We start from the raw sequence: 15,320 nt of genomic DNA on the forward strand, positions 1-15,320 counted from the left end.
TTTTGTTTTTTATTTGCAGCAAGCTTTTAACAAAATATTTACCAGATTGGAACGGCGAGCCTAATCATAGGCATAAAAAAAGTGTCCTAAGACACTTTTCTTTTTAAGCCTCCCAAACAAGCGGGAGAATCCGGAGCACCGCCGTACAGACCTTGCCATTCACTGTCTGTATAAGTATGCAAAGCCAGTGCATGAATGTGGTTAGCTAACTCGTCTTTGAGTACCGCATTGACCGCACGGTGTCGGTTGATCAACCTTTCACCACTGAAAGAGGGTGACACCAACACCACTTTGAAGTGAGTTTCCGCACCAACAGGCACATTGTGCTGATGGCTTTCATTGGTCACTTCCAGATAGGCTGGCTGAAAATGTGACAGCAATTTTTCTTCGATTACGCTTTGAATGTTCATCTCTCAACCCTTTTACTACGAGTTTCCGGCATGCACAGAGGCACTTACGCCGACGCCGGAAAACACTCCGGCAATCATCCCTCTGGTTTAAATTTAGCTTTCGCCCACGAGGTTACAACCTAGTTTTACCACCCAGAGCCGGTTTTCTATGATAACCACCTGAGCCTGCGAGATATATTTTTTAAGCTTGGATATTCGCCGAACTATAACCATCTAACCTTGCGCTGCGCGCTATCTCATCAACGCATGATATAACGAAAGGTCAGATTAATACGTTCCTCGCTCACCTGACGGCTCTTGGCTATGGCATGTTGCCAATGCTGTTGTGTGGTGCCTCTCATGATCAACAAGCTGCCATGGTGTAAGGCAATTCGGTATTTCTCATTGCTGGCCATGTGACGAAAGTCCAGATTGCGTGACGTCCCTAAACTGACAGATGCAATGACCGGTTCTTGACCTAACTCGGGTTCATTGTCGGCATGCCAGCCCATACTGTCAGTGCCATCACGGTACCAATTCGCTAGCACCGCATTAAACTTGTGTCCGCAGGCCTGTTCACAGGCTTGTTTCAACCACGCCAAGCTTTCTGTCCAGGGCAGTGGCGACAGGGTTAAACCTGAGTATCGATAATCGCTGCCAGGATCACCATACCAAGCCTGCAATCTGGGGATTTTCACCACTTTACCGTAGAGTTTGATAAAATCCTGCCGCCAATCCAACGACTGGCGAAAGCACGCCAACAACTCATCGGCTTTTTGTCGCGAAAGAAAATCTTCCCGGTAGTCCAACTCGGCCTGGGGAAGTATGATTTGACCGGGGTTGAACAAAGACTGCTGCATTTTCCTATCAACTGAGAGCCACTGAACCATGAAGGTTATTCTAACTGCAAATGAGCGCAGTCTTAAGCTGCAACGTTATCCCGCCCGTTTACAGGATAAAAATGAACAAGCCTGGGATGCGGCCGATGAGTTATTACTGGAACAGCTCCAGGGCCAGGAAAAGCCCGCTAACCTGCTTATTTTCAATGATGATTGTGGAGCACTTGGGTGTTTCCTGGCAGAGTGGTCGCCCGCTTGGATAAGCGACTCTAAGGTCAGTCATCTGGCTTTGCAGCAAAATCTCAGTACCAATGACATCCCAGTCTCTCAGGTACGTCTGTTTGACAGCCTGAGCTTACCTGAAGAGCCGGCCGATATGGTGCTGATGAAAATCCCCAAAACCCTGGCCTTGCTGGAACATCAGCTTATTCAGTTACAGTCAAACGTGGACAACCACACGCGAATTATCGCCGCGGCCAAGGCCAATCAGATTCAAAAATCCACCCTGGCGCTATTTGAAAAATATCTGGGGCCAACCCATACCTCGCTGGCACGTAAAAAAGCCCGCCTGATTTTTTGCCAACCTGAACAGCGAGAGCCCGCTCTTAGTCCCTACCCGACGACTTGGCAATTGGAAGATAGCAACCTCACCATCCATAACCATGCTAACGTGTTTGCCCGCAGTCAGTTGGATATTGGTGCCCGTTTTCTGCTCAAACACCTTCCCAACACCAACAATAAGCGGGTCATTGACTTGGGCTGCGGCAATGGCGTACTGGGGCTTAGCTTGCTGGCGCAAAGCTCGCCTGCCAAATTACTCTTTGTGGACGAATCTTATATGGCGGTAGCGTCTGCCAAGTTAAATGTCAGCAGCAATCTGCCAGAAAAATTGGCGGTTTGTGACTTTATTGCCAGTAACTGTTTGGAACAGGTGCCGGGACAATCAGTGGATCTGGTCTTGTGCAATCCCCCTTTTCACCAGCAGCAACGCATCACCGACCATATCGCCTGGCAAATGTTCAGCGATGCCCGCCAGGCACTGCGCAGCGGCGGTGAATTGCGTATCGTAGGCAATCGCCACCTTGGTTACCAGGACAAACTAAAACGCTTATTCGGCGGCTGTCGTCAGGTTGCAGTGAACAACAAATTCGTTATCTTATCGGCGTTCAAGAAATAAGGAGAGTCTCCATGCCACGTATTCTGGCTTTATTACTAATCTGTTTATCACCTTTGCTGCACGCTGCCGACGATGGCTCCAAGTTGCAAGAGGGCAATCTTTTTCCCAAAGTGAAACTGGAAACCAGCATGGGAGATATTATAGTAGAACTAGATCGCGCCAGCGCTCCTATGACCACGAATAATTTCCTGCTGTATGTGGACAAACGCAGCTATGAAAACACCATTTTTCACCGGGTGATTCAGGACTTTGTGGTGCAAGGTGGTGGCTATGATAAGGAGTTCAATACTAAGCCGGTGATGAGAACCATCTTTAACGAATCAGGCAATGGCAACAAAAACGAGCTTTATACTATTGCCATGGCCAGAGAGAACGACCCTCATTCGGCCGGCAGGCAGTTTTTCTTCAATATGAATGACAATCCCAGCCTGGATCCTGGTCGAAAATGGGGCTACGCCGTATTTGGTCGTGTTGTGGAAGGGACTGAGGTACTGGATAAAATCGCCGCGGTAGAAACTCAAGTTCACCCAACCTGGGGCTGGCCAGATGTTCCCGTCGAACCGGTGATTTTGCTAAAAGCGACCTTACTCCCCCAGCAGTTCTAATCAATTAGGTTATTTTTCTCGCTGCTGACGGATCAGCTCGTAGGCCGCCTGAATATCCTGCGCCTTGTTTTTAGCAATCTCCATGGCCTGCTTGGGCAGGCCTTTTGACACTAACTTATCGGGATGATGCTCCGCCATTAACTTACGATAGGCTTTTTTGATTTGCGCCATATCGTCTTGCTTGGTGACACCCAGAATTTTATAAGCGTCGTCCAGACTGTTGGCATCGGTATAGGTTTGCCTGCCGGCTTGTCCAGAGTCGCTGCGCCTGTGATGGCTGCGGGTACGAAAACGTAGTTCCGCTTCATAGACAGATAGCAGGTACAATAATTCGTGCTTACGAAACCCAAGGTGGCTTGCCGCACTTTCCAGCACGCGTTGCTCGGCCGCATCCAGGCTACCATCGGCATAGGCTGCCTGAATTAGAATTTCCAGGAACACCTGCATAATATCGCGACGTCCATGACAGGATTCGCGAAACTCGAGCAGAATATCTTTAAGCGGGAAATCCGCCGCTTTGCCTTCGCGAAACGCCTGTTGGGCCTCCCGCCGGGTATCTCCCGTCAGTCCCATTTGATCCATCAAGTTGGTCGCCATGCGAATTTCTTCATTGGTGACCTGACCACTGGCTTTGGCAACGTGTCCCATACAGGCAAACAACGCATGAAAGAAAATGGCCTGACGCTTGAAGTCATCCCCCTGAGCAAAGAAACGGCCAAAACCGCCCATCTGATCAAAATTCTGGCTATAACCCTTATCGAACAAGTGACCCACGATAAAGCCGAGAATGGCACCAGGAATTCTGCCGAACATAAATCCGAAAAATGTACCTAGCAGTTTTCCCCATATGGGCATGAAGCGTATCCTTTTAGAAATGCATGGCTGTGTTGCGCGGCTAATATAGCGAATCAGCAAGGCCAAATGAAGACGCGGAGCGGGTAGTTGGTATAATCAATTGGTAAAAACCGTCCTCGTCCCCACTATTCCCCCGCAGAAAAATCACGATTTCATTAAGCTTTTCTGCAACTCTGCTGGTAAAACGGATTGAAACCCTTAAAATCTGCCCACTACCCTATAGTCATCGTTTATTCAATCAAAGGGATTTCCCACTGCCTATGAGAATGAAGCGCCTGTCTTTTGCCATTTTCTGGCTGTTCAGCTCGGCTGCAGCGGCGCAACAAGCAGAGTGTCCGGCCCCTTTGATGCCTCAACTGCCACAGACTGAGCTGACTAATCCGGGCGATATTCATGTTAAAGCGGCCAGAACCCAAATACAGCAAGACACCCTGGCACAGTTTAGCGGCAACGTTGAAATAATTAGTGAGCAAGGACACATTCAAGCCCAGCGCGCACAAATCAACAAAACCGACAAGACCCTGCATGCTGACGGCAATATTCGCTTCTTGGATCAGCAAATCCAGGTTAACAGTGAAAAGATTGATTTGAATCTGGCCTCCGGCCAATTACGCCTCGACAGTACCGAATACCAAATGCTCGGTTTTGCCGGACGTGGGCGAGCAGACAGTATTGAAGTCGATAATCAGGAAGGGTTAGCGCTTAAGGATGTCAGTTTTACCACTTGCCCTGAAGGCAGTGAAGACTGGCAAATCCGCGCCAGCAGTTTAGAGCTGACACCAGAGGATAACTGGGGTACGGCGCGCAACACCCGCTTTTATTTGGGCGGGGTGCCGGTATTTTACCTGCCGTATTTTAAGTTTCCCGTAACCGATGAGCGTCAAACCGGCCTGTTGTTCCCCAAAATGTCAGCGTCTGACAAAGTCGGGGTCAGCTATGAGCAACCGTTTTACTGGAATATAGCCCCTAACTACGATGCCACTATCAGCCCTCGCCTGATGACAGACCGCGGCCTGCAGTTAAAAACTGAGTTTCGCTATTTAACCGAAAGCCAGCGGGGTCAGGTAGATCTGGAATATCTTGGCAGCGACAGACGCCATGATGTCGACGAGTCGCGCTATTTTTACCGTTTTTTGCATCAGGGTAAGCTATCTGACAACTGGCAAATCAGTGCTGAAATCAATGGGTTGAGCGACGACAACTATATTGTGGATTTAGGTAATGATTACTTTAACCGGGGCGATACCCACATGTATCAAACCCTGTCGGTTGACTATTATTCAGAGCCTTTGGACTTCTCAGCCGAAATCCGCGACTTTGAAATTATCGGCGATCACCCCAGCGCCTATCGCGCCGTACCGGAGTTAAAGCTCAATTATCGTCAGCCTCTGTCAGAGCACTTGAACTTCAGGTTTCGCTCGGAGCTGGCTCACTTTGAAGATGGCCGCGACGATACCCCTTCAGCCACCCGTTTTCACATGATGCCCACCTTAAGTTTGCCGCTGCAAAATGCCTGGGGCGAACTACTGACCGAGGCCAGTGTGTTGCAAACCTGGTACAAGCAGGATTTACCTGACGGATCAGGGTTGCAGGAAGACGTCAGCCGCACCTTGGGTCAAGGGCGGATATATGGTGCCATCAATTTCGAACGCGAGACGGAACTCTTTGGCAGTGACATGACTCAGACATTGGAGCCAAAGTTCCAGTATTTGTACACCAGCTACGAAAGTCAGGACGGTATCGGGTTGTATGACACTAACCGTTTACTGAATGACTACACCGGTCTGTTCAGAGGACAGGAATTTGTTGGCCTTGACCGTATTAGTGATTCCAATCACCTGACGGTAGGGGTCACCACGCGCCTGCTGGATAAAAACCATCAGGAAAGATTCAAACTCAGCTTGGGGCAGATATTTTATTTCAACAATACCAAGTTGGAAGAATACAGCCGCGATGATGATCGTTCCGCGCTGGCCGCCGAACTGGATTGGCGATTAAGCAGCAAGTGGGTGGCACGGTCAGCATTACAGCTGTCCTCTTCCAACCAGAAAGTTGAACGTAGCAATCTGACTCTGGACTATCAGATGAGTGCTGACAAACTTGTGCAAATCAGCCATCGCTATGTCAGGGATATCTCTGGAGAAGAAATCAACCAACTGGGTGTAACCGCCAGTTGGCCACTGAGTCAGAACTGGCACTGGGTAGGACGTTGGTACAAAGACATGCACGGCAAGCGTACCATCGAAAGCTTCACTGGCTTACAATATGAATCCTGCTGTTGGGCTGTGCAATTCGGCAGTATGCGCTACCTGAGTAACCGCTTTGATGCCGCTGGCGGTCAAAGTACTGAAGAGTTTGATACCACCGTCCTGCTCGAATTTGTATTTAAAGGGGTGGGAAGTAAGAAGAGTTCACGTACCTTATTGGACGAAGGACTGTTCGGCTACAGACAACCGTATTTTTTGAATAATTAATGATGAAAACTATGAAAATAAAAGCAGTATTGTGTTCCGCGCTGATGCTGGCCAGCATGGGTGTTAATGCCAAACAGGTGGAACTGGATAAGGTCGCCGTTATTGTTGACCAAGGTGTGGTGCTGGAGAGTGAGATCCAGGAACTGGTGGCTTCGGTAAAGAAAAACGCCCTGACCTCAGGCCAGGAACTGCCATCTGACAACGCATTGCGCACCCAGGCAACTGAACGTCTGATTCTGACTAATCTGCAAATGCAAATGGCTGAGCGCATGGGGATCCAAATCAGTGATCCTCAGTTGGAACAAACTATTGCCAATATCGCCCGTCAGGAAGGTGTTACGCTGGACACCATGCGCGAAAAGTTGGCAGAGGAAGGCGTTAGCTACGACAGTTATCGTGAAGAAGTACGCCGTGAATTGATCACAGGTGAAGTGCGTCGCGCTAATGTCCGCCGTCGCATTTATATCACCCCGCAGGAAATTGACAGCCTGGTCAAACTTATCGAACAGCAAGGTCAACAGCAGGCCGAGTATCATTTGGGGCATATTTTGGTTGGCTTCCCAGCCGAACCCAGCCCAGAAGATGTGGATGCCACCCGTTCCCGGGCAGAAAAGGTGCTGGAACTACTCAACAATGGCTCTGACTTTGCCAAGATAGCCATTGCCTCATCATCAGGCGCCAAAGCACTGGACGGTGGTGATATGGGATGGATGAACATCAACGCCATGCCGACCCTTTTTGCTGAAGCCGTACAAGGTAAGAAACAGAACGACCTGATTGGCCCGATTCGTAGCGGTGCTGGCTTCCATATTTTGAAAATCATGGATTTACGTGGTGTACAAACGGTGGAAATCACCGAAGTGAATGCCCGCCATATATTGATCAAACCCTCGGTCATTCTGAGCGAAGAAAAGGCCGAGAAGATGCTGAACGATTTCCGTACCCAAGTACTGGCCGGTGAAGCTGACTTTGCCGCTCTAGCCAAAGAACACTCGGCTGACCCGGGGTCGGCGCTGAAAGGTGGAGAACTGGGCTGGGCAGATCCCGAAATTTATGTACCCGAATTCCGCGATACCCTGAACGTATTGGCCAAAGATGAAATCAGCCAACCATTCAGAACTGTACACGGCTGGCACTTGGCACAGTTGCTGGACAAACGTACCGGTGATGCAACAGATAAGGTTCAGCAGGATAAAGCCTATCAGTTGCTGTTTAACCGTAAGTTTGCCGAAGAAACAGATAATTGGCTGAGAGAAATGCGTGACGAAGCCTACATCGAGGTATTGGAGTAAGTCCTTGAGTCAACGTTCCGTAAGAATTGCCATCACCCCGGGCGAGCCAGCTGGCATCGGCCCGGATTTGATCATCACTTTACTGCAGCAACAATGGGATGCGCAGTTAGTGTTGTTTGCCTGCGGCGACATGTTAAAGCAACGGGCGGCCTTGCTGGGGCAACCCCTGGAGCTATTCCCCTATTCAACTGACAATCATCGGGTATTAGGGCCTGGCCAGGCCTATTTAGTGGATATCCCTACCGAAGCAGAAGTGGTACCCGGTCAACTGAACAGTGCCAATGGCCACTATGTGGTGGAAACCCTGCGTCAGGCCAGTGACAAAAATATCAGCGGCGAATTTGATGCCGTGGTAACCGGGCCTGTGCATAAAGGCATAATTAACCAGGCCGGCATTTCCTTCAGTGGTCACACCGAGTACTTTGCTCAACAAGCCAATACACCGGATGTAGTCATGATGCTGGCTACCGAAGGGCTGCGCGTGGTACTTGCCACCACCCATATCCCTTTGGCCTATGTGTCAAAAGCCATAACCCGTGAACGCTTGCATAAGGTTATTCAGATCGTTAACGCTGATCTGAAACTGAAGTTCGGCATCGCCAAACCGAAAATCTTTGTCTGCGGCCTGAACCCGCACGCCGGTGAAGGTGGCCATATCGGGCGAGAAGAACTTGAGGTTATTATTCCGGCTTTGGATGAACTCAGAGCCGAAGGGCTGGACTTACAAGGCCCTTTGCCAGCCGACACCATTTTCCAGCCTAAATATCTTAAACAAGCCGATGCGGTATTGGCCATGTATCATGATCAGGGTTTGCCTGTGCTCAAGTACAAAGGGTTTGGCGCATCGGTCAATATTACCCTGGGCCTGCCTTTTATCCGTACTTCGGTTGACCATGGTACCGCATTAGATCTGGCTGGCTCAGACCAGGCTGATGTTGGCAGTTTCTCCGTTGCCTTACACAGAGCCATAGAATTAGCAGGTATTCGCAAATGAGCAAACAGCATTTAGGTCACACCGCCCGTAAACGTTTTGGCCAGAACTTCCTGCATGATCAATACATAATTTCCCAGATTGTTGGCGCTATTGCCCCCAAGCCCGGTCAAAACTTGGTTGAAATTGGCCCGGGTCTGGGCGCCCTTACCGAACCGGTTTGCGAGTTGGTTGATAAGCTCACAGTGGTTGAGCTTGACCGGGATCTGGCAGCCAGGCTGCGCACTCATCCTTTTATCGCCAGTAAGCTGAATATCATTGAAAGCGATGCATTGCGTTTTGATTTCAGCCAATTACTTGAAAAAGGCAAACCTTTGCGTATCTTTGGCAACCTGCCATACAACATTTCCACACCGCTAATGTTCCACTTATTCAGCTTTGCCGAAAAAGTGCAGGACATGCACTTTATGCTGCAAAAAGAAGTGGTCAAGCGCTTGGCAGCAGGTCCTGGCGGCAAAGACTACGGACGCTTGTCCGTGATGGCACAGTATCACTGTCAGGTTATCCCTGTACTGGACGTGCCCCCAGGTGCATTTAAACCGGCCCCCAAAGTTGATTCTGCGGTCGTCAGACTGATACCCCACCAGGTTAAGCCAATACAGGTCAACCGTCTGGAAGATCTTAATAGGGTGTGCGCTCTGGCTTTCAATCAGCGTCGAAAGACCATTCGTAACAGCTTAAAAGAGTTGGTTGACGAGCAAACATTTGAAACCCTGCGGTTGAAACCAGAACTCAGAGCAGAAAATCTCAGCCTGGCAGATTTCGCCGCGCTGGCCAATCACCTCAAGCCGGCCCCGTAAAGAAGGCGATGAAAACACCTATAGCCATAGAAGTGCAAACCGAATACCTGATGGATAGCTCAAATCCAGCCATGCATCAGTTTGCCTTTGCTTACCACATTAGCATTACGAATCAGGGCAATGAGCCCGTGCAATTGCTCAATCGTTTCTGGCTAATCAGTGACGCCAACGGCAAAGTCACGGAAGTTTCCGGTGCCGGTGTGGTGGGTAAGCAACCAGTCATTCAGGTGGGTGAAACCTATCGCTATAGCAGTGGTGCTATGCTCGAGACGCCAGTAGGCAGCATGCAGGGTTACTATGAAATGCAACGCCCCTGTGGCGAGCGTTTTCAAGCGCCTATTGCTATCTTCCGGTTGGCCGTACTGAACCTGATAAATTGAACATGGCCACCTATGTAGTCGGCGACATCCAAGCCTGTCTGGCACCCCTTCCACCGCTGTTGGAAAAAGCCAGCTTCAACCCTGACACAGACCAACTTTGGGCCGTGGGTGACCTGATTGGAAGAGGGCCCCAAGCCCTGGAAACCATGCAATTTTTGCATAACCTGGGCAGCAGTTTTAATACCGTGCTGGGCAACCATGATCTGCATTTCTTAGCTGTTTATGCTGGTATTAAGCGAGATAAACCATCTGATGGTTTCCAAGCTCTGCTGACTTCGCCGGATATTGATGTCTACGTAGATTGGTTACGCAGCCGCCCCTTGGCAGTATTATTGGATGAAGGTACTTTTCTGTCGCATGCAGGTTTATATCCAGGCTGGCAATTTAGCGATGCATTGTATTGGGCCGGACAAGTCTCAGAGGCATTAACATCAGATAAATGGCAAGACTTGCTGGCCAGCATGTATGGCAGTGAACCTAAAGCCTGGCACGACTGTACCAGCCATCAGGAAAAGCTGATATTCACCATCAACTGCCTGACTCGCATGCGCTTTGTTAGTGCCAGTGGTCAATTAGACTTGCAAACCAAAAGCGGCTTACTATCCCCACCAACAGACAAGCATCCCTGGTTCAGTCACCCAAGCCTGATGCTCCTTCCTGAACAAAAAATTCTGTTCGGCCACTGGGCCGCTTTAGAGGGTCATACTGGCAACGCACAATGCCTGGCCCTGGACACCGGATATATATGGGGAGGAACATTGAGCTTGTACAAGCTGGAGTCCGCAACCTTTTATCGCATAGAACAGCAATAGGGCGATTATTCGCTCCCTTCAGTTTAAATCTTTTGCGTCGATACAATAAGTTGCCTTATTGTTAAGCCTGTTAAAAAAATAAAAATAGCCGTTCTGTCGGTTTTAGATGAAGTGAACCTGTAAATTTGCAACAATCGCAGGTACTTAGCTGTTTGTATGGAGAGCCGTATGAATCTTACCGTAGCCATGCGTGTTATAGGTGGTTTTGCCATCATTACCCTGCTGGTTTTTATTGTCAGCATTTCCTCCCTGGTCAATCTGGGTGATGTGGATAGCGCCACCGAAGAAGTTAACACCTTGGCCCTGCCAACCTTACAAGGCAGTAGCGCGCTGAAAGTATCTTTCGTCAATATGGGACGAATTACGTTTGAAGCCTATTACGAAACAGAATTAAGCGGATTAGATGACGCTTTGCAGCGTTTTTCCAACAGCCGCAAAAATTTTGAGGCTGAACTTAAGCTATTAAAGCAATCCGTTAGCACCCAGGCCGAGTTAGAAGCGACCCTGGCGAGAGTGGAAAAGGTATACGGCGAATACAATGGCTATGTCACTCAAATGTTTGATAACCGCAGAGCAGACTTGCAATTGAATCAAACCCTGGGCAACCAGATGTCAGATTTAGAGGACAACACCGATGATACCTCGACCCTGTTACTGGATTTTTCTGATTTAAGCCAAGCGCGCAATAACGGCCCTCTGGCTGAAGCCGCCAAGATAGGTGGAGAGTTGGAAACCGGCCTGATGTCCTTGGTCACTGTGGGTAACCAATATACCCGTACCCAGGATTTGACTAAGGCAGAAACCATAGGCAACGAATTAAAGTTATTATTAGATAATGCCAAAGAAAGTGCCGCCAATATGGAAAAGGCGGCGGGCGGTCGTGACAACAGTGGCATGTTGGAAGAGATACTGGAAATGGTAGACAGTATCAACGACACCATTTCATCTGCTAATGGCGTTTTAAACAATCAGGTAGAAAGACTTAACCATCAAAATAACGCCGTACTTGCCCTGCAGAACTCCGAAGCCAATATCCAGTCTGGCATTGCCGATTTGGACAAGTTGCTCAAGCAAGCCAACGAAATAACCAGCCGTGTCAAAGAAGACGTTGCTAATTCAGTCGCCAGTGGCACTACCAGCACTTATATCATCATGCTGGTATCCGCGGTTGTTGCCGCTGCTATCGCCTTTTTCAGCGTAAGAGCCATTACCATCCCGCTGAACAAGGTCAACGAGATCCTGCATGTGGTCTCTTCCGGCGACCTGACCCAAAAGCTGGATGACAGCTCAAAAGATGAATTCGGTGAGTTAGCTAGAAACTGTAATAATCTTATCGACAGCCTGAAGGCCCTAATCTCAGGTATCAGCTCTCGTGCCACCCAATTAGCGGCCGCCTCTGAAGAAACCTCAACGGTTACCACCCAGACAACCCGTTCCATTCAGGAACAGAAGTCTCAAATTGCCCAGGTTGCTACGGCGACTACGCAGATGAACAGCACCTCTCAGCTGGTATCCCAAAGTGCTGATGACACGCTGAACCAAATTCGTCATGCCGACGCTGAGGCGGAGAAGGTTAAGGTGATTTCCAACGAAAACAAGAACACCATTATGGTACTTGCCCGTGAAGTGGAAAAAGCCGCCGAAGTTATCAACAAGCTGCATCAGGACAGTGCCAGCATTGGCGGCATCCTGGATGTTATTCGCGGTGTTGCCGATCAGACCAATTTGCTAGCCCTTAACGCCGCCATAGAAGCCGCCAGAGCGGGCGAACAAGGCCGAGGCTTTGCGGTAGTGGCTGACGAAGTAAGAACCCTTGCCAGCCGCACACAGGAGTCCACGCAGGAAATTCATGCCATGATTGAAATGCTGCAAGTAGGCGCGGAGAAGGCGGTTTCCGTGATGCAGCAAGGTAAACAACAGGCTGAGCTTTGTGTGACCCAGACCGAGAAAGCCACCTCCGCGTTGGATTTGATTACCAACGCAGTGCATAAGGCTCACGATGTATCCAGTCAGATTGAACAATCGGCGAAAGAGCAGTATCAGGTTTCACAAGAGATCAGTGAAAAGCTTGAGAATATTGTCGCCATTGCCGAAGAAACTGCCACAGGTGCGGAGCAAACCACAGACTCCAGTCATGAAGTGGCACGCCTGGCCGATGAGCTACAGGGCTCGATTAGACAGTTCCGGGTTTAACCTATGCTACTCATATAAAAAAACGCAGCCTAGGCTGCGTTTTTTTATGTCCATGGATGGACGGTATGCCACGGTGGCAAGGATGCCAAAGAGTGGCGATGTCCAGGAATGGACGGTATGTCGATGTTGTTGGGAACACTCATCGACCATGTCTAGGGATGGACGGGCAGAAAAACTGCAAAAACTGCTCCTGCGTTTTCCGCACTTCCACCATCCCTGGCGGTCGTATGCCACGGTGGCAAGGATGCCAAAGAGTGGCGATGTCCAGGGATGAACGGGCATAAAAACTGCTCCTGCGTTTTCTGCACTTCCACCATCCCTGGCGGTCGGCAGAAAAACTGCTCCTGCGTTTTCTGCACTTCCGCCATCCCTGGCGGTCGTATATCGCGATTACGCGATTAAATACGTTCCAGTGTCCTGAATGTCATACCATGGGCATTAGATTCATCAGGGGAGACCTGCTCCACGGCCACTTCCCGCCAATCCGCCACCGCATAAAAATCCGGGAAGGTGGTATCCCCTTCAACGTCCAATTCAATATCCGTGATATAGAGCCTGTGACATTGGGCCAGAAAGTGCCGGTATATGGCACCTCCCCCAATAATCATCAACTCTTCGGTCGCGGACTCCTCGGCCACAGCCACAGCTTGCTCGGGAGATGTCACTACAGTCACCCCTTGCGGTTTGAAATCCTCAGCGCGACTGATAACTATATTCAACCTTCCAGGCAGAGGGCGCCCAATAGACTCAAAGGTTTTGCGCCCCATGACCACCGGCTTCCCCAGGGTAACCTGCTTAAAATGCTTCAAATCTGCCGGCAGGTGCCAGGGCATTTGATTGTCCTTGCCAATCACCCGGCCTTTAGCCATAGCAGCTATCATAGAAATCCGCATCGTTCCCTTACCTTTTGTAAATGACTTCGGCTCCATCTTCGTCATCTTCATCCCAATCGTCGTCATCCCAGTCATCATCGTCAAGTTCATCGAGCTGCTGCTTGTTGGGGTTGTCCCACTTAAATTCAGCTCTCACTGCATCTTCCTGACCTTCTGTCTGTGCAGGGAGTGTTCCAAGATAGTTCATCACTTCCTGTGTCAGAGGAGCCGTTCCCGTGGCGCTGATAGCAGAAATGCAATACACCGGGCCTTCCCAGCCCATATCATCAATGATGCGTTGCTTGGTTTCTTCCAACTCTTCTTCCAACAGCAGATCGGTCTTGTTAAATACCAACCAGCGTGGTTTTGCTGCTAGTTTAGGGCTGTACTTTTCAAGCTCGGCGATAATCGCCATGGCATTTTGGGCAGGATCGGAGCCATCAATAGGCATGATATCCACCAAATGCAGCAACACCCGGCAACGTTCTAAATGCTTGAGGAATCGTATACCCAGTCCAGCGCCGTCCGCAGCCCCTTCGATCAACCCAGGTATATCGGCGATAACAAAACTACGGTTGCTGTCTACCCGCACTACACCAAGGTTTGGCACCAAAGTAGTAAAGGGATAATCAGCCACCTTAGGCTTGGCGGCAGATACAGCACGGATAAAAGTAGATTTTCCGGCATTGGGTAAACCCAACATGCCAACGTCGGCCAACAGCATCAGCTCTAGCTTGAGATTACGAATATCTCCTGGCGTACCATTGGTTTGCTGTCTTGGTGCTCGGTTAGTACTGCTTTTAAATCTGGCATTGCCCAAACCATGAAAGCCGCCTTTGGCAACCATCAAACGCTTGCCGTTACGGGTTAAATCCCCCAGCACTTCACCAGTATCCACATCCGTAGCACGCGTGCCCACTGGTACTCGCAATTCCAAATCTGCGCCGCCACGACCAGTACAATTGCCGCCCGAGCCATTCTGACCGCGCTCAGCACGATGAATGCGTTCAAAACGATAATCGATCAGTGTATTGAGGTTTTCATCGGCAACCAGATAAATACTGCCGCCATCGCCGCCGTCGCCTCCATCGGGGCCACCGAAAGGAATATATTTTTCCCGGCGGAAACCGACCACGCCATTGCCACCGTTTCCGGCTTCAACTCGGATTTCGGCTTCATCTACGAATTTCATTATTAAACCTCATGAGGATCATATGAATACTTTAGCAGAAAGGTGCCAGCGCAAACTTGAAGGCAACCTGAAGTGCATAAGGTTGGCAAGTAAGAGCATGTCCACACAAATGAACACTCTCACAGCACCTTCTCTTTGTCATATAAAAAAGCCCCGCATGGCGGGGCTTTTAGTACATAAAGATAATTGCTTATTCAGCAACAATGCTCACGTACTTACGGTTCTGAGGACCTTTCACTTCGAACTGAACTTTACCGTCAGACAAAGCGAACAAGGTGTGGTCCTTGCCCAAACCTACATTGTTACCAGCATGGAACTTAGTACCACGCTGACGAACGATAATGCTGCCAGCCAAAACTGACTCACCGCCAAAGCGTTTTACACCCAGGCGTTTGCTTTCTGAATCACGACCGTTACGGGTACTACCACCCGCCTTCTTGTGTGCCATC

At 49.6% G+C, this 15,320-nt stretch carries 15 protein-coding genes; 9 read left to right on the forward strand and 6 right to left on the reverse strand.

Annotated elements, in window-relative coordinates; all coding sequences use genetic code 11:
* Positions 1-86: 86 nt before the first annotated feature.
* Both bolA and IEX02_RS01525 read right to left on the reverse strand, forming a co-directional pair.
* Positions 87-410, reverse strand: a complete 324-nt coding sequence (gene bolA / locus IEX02_RS01520; protein ID WP_188689251.1) for a transcriptional regulator BolA — start codon at positions 408-410, stop codon at positions 87-89.
* Positions 411-649: 239 nt separating this feature from the next.
* Positions 650-1,249 carry an alpha-ketoglutarate-dependent dioxygenase AlkB family protein gene (locus IEX02_RS01525; RefSeq protein ID WP_188689254.1) on the reverse strand — a complete coding sequence of 200 codons (600 nt, stop codon included), beginning with the start codon at positions 1,247-1,249 and terminating at the stop codon, positions 650-652.
* A 28-nt stretch (positions 1,250-1,277) separates the two neighbouring features.
* Between IEX02_RS01525 and IEX02_RS01530 the strand changes: the two genes are divergently transcribed.
* Together IEX02_RS01530 and IEX02_RS01535 are read left to right on the forward strand one after the other, a co-directional pair.
* On the forward strand, positions 1,278-2,405 hold the full coding sequence (locus IEX02_RS01530; protein ID WP_188689256.1) for a methyltransferase: 1,128 nt from the start codon (positions 1,278-1,280) through the stop codon (positions 2,403-2,405).
* Positions 2,406-2,416: 11 nt separating this feature from the next.
* The gene (locus IEX02_RS01535) at positions 2,417-3,010 is read left to right on the forward strand and encodes a peptidylprolyl isomerase (protein ID WP_188689259.1); all 594 of its coding nucleotides are present in this window, start codon (positions 2,417-2,419) and stop codon (positions 3,008-3,010) included.
* Positions 3,011-3,019: 9 nt separating this feature from the next.
* Here the strand turns inward: IEX02_RS01535 and djlA are convergent, their stop codons facing one another.
* On the reverse strand, positions 3,020-3,865 hold the full coding sequence (gene djlA, locus IEX02_RS01540) for a co-chaperone DjlA (RefSeq protein WP_188689262.1): 846 nt from the start codon (positions 3,863-3,865) through the stop codon (positions 3,020-3,022).
* 260 nt (positions 3,866-4,125) lie between these two features.
* On the opposite strand from djlA, the gene IEX02_RS01545 reads away from it, so the two are divergent.
* The 7 genes from IEX02_RS01545 (at position 4,126) to IEX02_RS01575 (ending at position 12,807) form a co-directional block, all read left to right on the forward strand.
* Positions 4,126-6,339 carry an LPS-assembly protein LptD gene (locus IEX02_RS01545; RefSeq protein ID WP_188689280.1) on the forward strand — a complete coding sequence of 738 codons (2,214 nt, stop codon included), beginning with the start codon at positions 4,126-4,128 and terminating at the stop codon, positions 6,337-6,339.
* 11 nt (positions 6,340-6,350) lie between these two features.
* Entirely contained in the window at positions 6,351-7,631 is a 1,281-nt protein-coding gene (gene surA / locus IEX02_RS01550; protein WP_188689283.1) for a peptidylprolyl isomerase SurA, read from the forward strand.
* 4 nt (positions 7,632-7,635) lie between these two features.
* Positions 7,636-8,625, forward strand: a complete 990-nt coding sequence (gene pdxA / locus IEX02_RS01555) for a 4-hydroxythreonine-4-phosphate dehydrogenase PdxA (RefSeq protein ID WP_188689286.1) — start codon at positions 7,636-7,638, stop codon at positions 8,623-8,625.
* The gene (gene rsmA, locus IEX02_RS01560; protein ID WP_188689289.1) at positions 8,622-9,422 is read left to right on the forward strand and encodes a 16S rRNA (adenine(1518)-N(6)/adenine(1519)-N(6))-dimethyltransferase RsmA; all 801 of its coding nucleotides are present in this window, start codon (positions 8,622-8,624) and stop codon (positions 9,420-9,422) included. Before pdxA ends, rsmA begins: the two co-directional genes overlap by 4 nt.
* A gap of 8 nt (positions 9,423-9,430) precedes the next feature.
* Positions 9,431-9,802, forward strand: coding sequence for a Co2+/Mg2+ efflux facilitator ApaG/CorD (apaG, locus tag IEX02_RS01565; RefSeq protein WP_188689292.1), 372 nt, complete (start codon positions 9,431-9,433; stop codon positions 9,800-9,802).
* A gap of 2 nt (positions 9,803-9,804) precedes the next feature.
* Complete coding sequence (locus IEX02_RS01570) at positions 9,805-10,614, forward strand: symmetrical bis(5'-nucleosyl)-tetraphosphatase (RefSeq protein ID WP_188689295.1); 810 nt, start codon at positions 9,805-9,807, stop codon at positions 10,612-10,614.
* Between the two features lie 168 nt (positions 10,615-10,782).
* A complete protein-coding gene (locus tag IEX02_RS01575) occupies positions 10,783-12,807 on the forward strand; it encodes a HAMP domain-containing methyl-accepting chemotaxis protein (protein ID WP_188689299.1) in 2,025 nt (674 codons plus the stop codon).
* Positions 12,808-13,205: 398 nt separating this feature from the next.
* On the opposite strand, the gene folA is transcribed toward IEX02_RS01575, so the two are convergent.
* The 3 genes from folA to rpmA all read right to left on the reverse strand — a co-directional run bounded on the left by folA (position 13,206) and on the right by rpmA (position 15,319).
* Entirely contained in the window at positions 13,206-13,700 is a 495-nt protein-coding gene (gene folA / locus IEX02_RS01580; RefSeq protein WP_229701981.1) for a type 3 dihydrofolate reductase, read from the reverse strand.
* 7 nt (positions 13,701-13,707) lie between these two features.
* Positions 13,708-14,871 (reverse strand): Obg family GTPase CgtA, encoded by a 1,164-nt coding sequence (cgtA, locus tag IEX02_RS01585; RefSeq protein WP_188689316.1) that lies wholly within the window; start codon positions 14,869-14,871, stop codon positions 13,708-13,710.
* Positions 14,872-15,061: 190 nt separating this feature from the next.
* A complete protein-coding gene (rpmA, locus tag IEX02_RS01590; RefSeq protein WP_188689319.1) occupies positions 15,062-15,319 on the reverse strand; it encodes a 50S ribosomal protein L27 in 258 nt (85 codons plus the stop codon).
* Position 15,320 lies beyond the last annotated feature (1 nt).

Source organism: Bowmanella pacifica, from assembly GCF_014645355.1.
GTDB classification, from domain to species: Bacteria; Pseudomonadota; Gammaproteobacteria; order Enterobacterales; family Alteromonadaceae; genus Bowmanella; species Bowmanella pacifica.

Excerpts from the sequence above, each read along its gene's own strand:
- cgtA (WP_188689316.1), bottom strand. The coding sequence starts at position 14,871 with ATGAAATTCGTAGATGAAGCCGAAATCCGAGTTGAAGCCGGAAACGGT.
- surA (WP_188689283.1), top strand. The coding sequence starts at position 6,351 with ATGAAAATAAAAGCAGTATTGTGTTCCGCGCTGATGCTGGCCAGCATG.
- IEX02_RS01575 (WP_188689299.1), top strand. The coding sequence starts at position 10,783 with ATGAATCTTACCGTAGCCATGCGTGTTATAGGTGGTTTTGCCATCATT.
- IEX02_RS01545 (WP_188689280.1), top strand. The coding sequence starts at position 4,126 with ATGAGAATGAAGCGCCTGTCTTTTGCCATTTTCTGGCTGTTCAGCTCG.
- IEX02_RS01570 (WP_188689295.1), top strand. The coding sequence starts at position 9,805 with ATGGCCACCTATGTAGTCGGCGACATCCAAGCCTGTCTGGCACCCCTT.
- IEX02_RS01525 (WP_188689254.1), bottom strand. The coding sequence starts at position 1,249 with ATGCAGCAGTCTTTGTTCAACCCCGGTCAAATCATACTTCCCCAGGCC.
- bolA (WP_188689251.1), bottom strand. The coding sequence starts at position 410 with ATGAACATTCAAAGCGTAATCGAAGAAAAATTGCTGTCACATTTTCAG.
- djlA (WP_188689262.1), bottom strand. The coding sequence starts at position 3,865 with ATGCCCATATGGGGAAAACTGCTAGGTACATTTTTCGGATTTATGTTC.
- IEX02_RS01535 (WP_188689259.1), top strand. The coding sequence starts at position 2,417 with ATGCCACGTATTCTGGCTTTATTACTAATCTGTTTATCACCTTTGCTG.
- rpmA (WP_188689319.1), bottom strand. The coding sequence starts at position 15,319 with ATGGCACACAAGAAGGCGGGTGGTAGTACCCGTAACGGTCGTGATTCA.
- IEX02_RS01530 (WP_188689256.1), top strand. The coding sequence starts at position 1,278 with ATGAAGGTTATTCTAACTGCAAATGAGCGCAGTCTTAAGCTGCAACGT.
- apaG (WP_188689292.1), top strand. The coding sequence starts at position 9,431 with ATGAAAACACCTATAGCCATAGAAGTGCAAACCGAATACCTGATGGAT.
- folA (WP_229701981.1), bottom strand. The coding sequence starts at position 13,700 with ATGCGGATTTCTATGATAGCTGCTATGGCTAAAGGCCGGGTGATTGGC.
- rsmA (WP_188689289.1), top strand. The coding sequence starts at position 8,622 with ATGAGCAAACAGCATTTAGGTCACACCGCCCGTAAACGTTTTGGCCAG.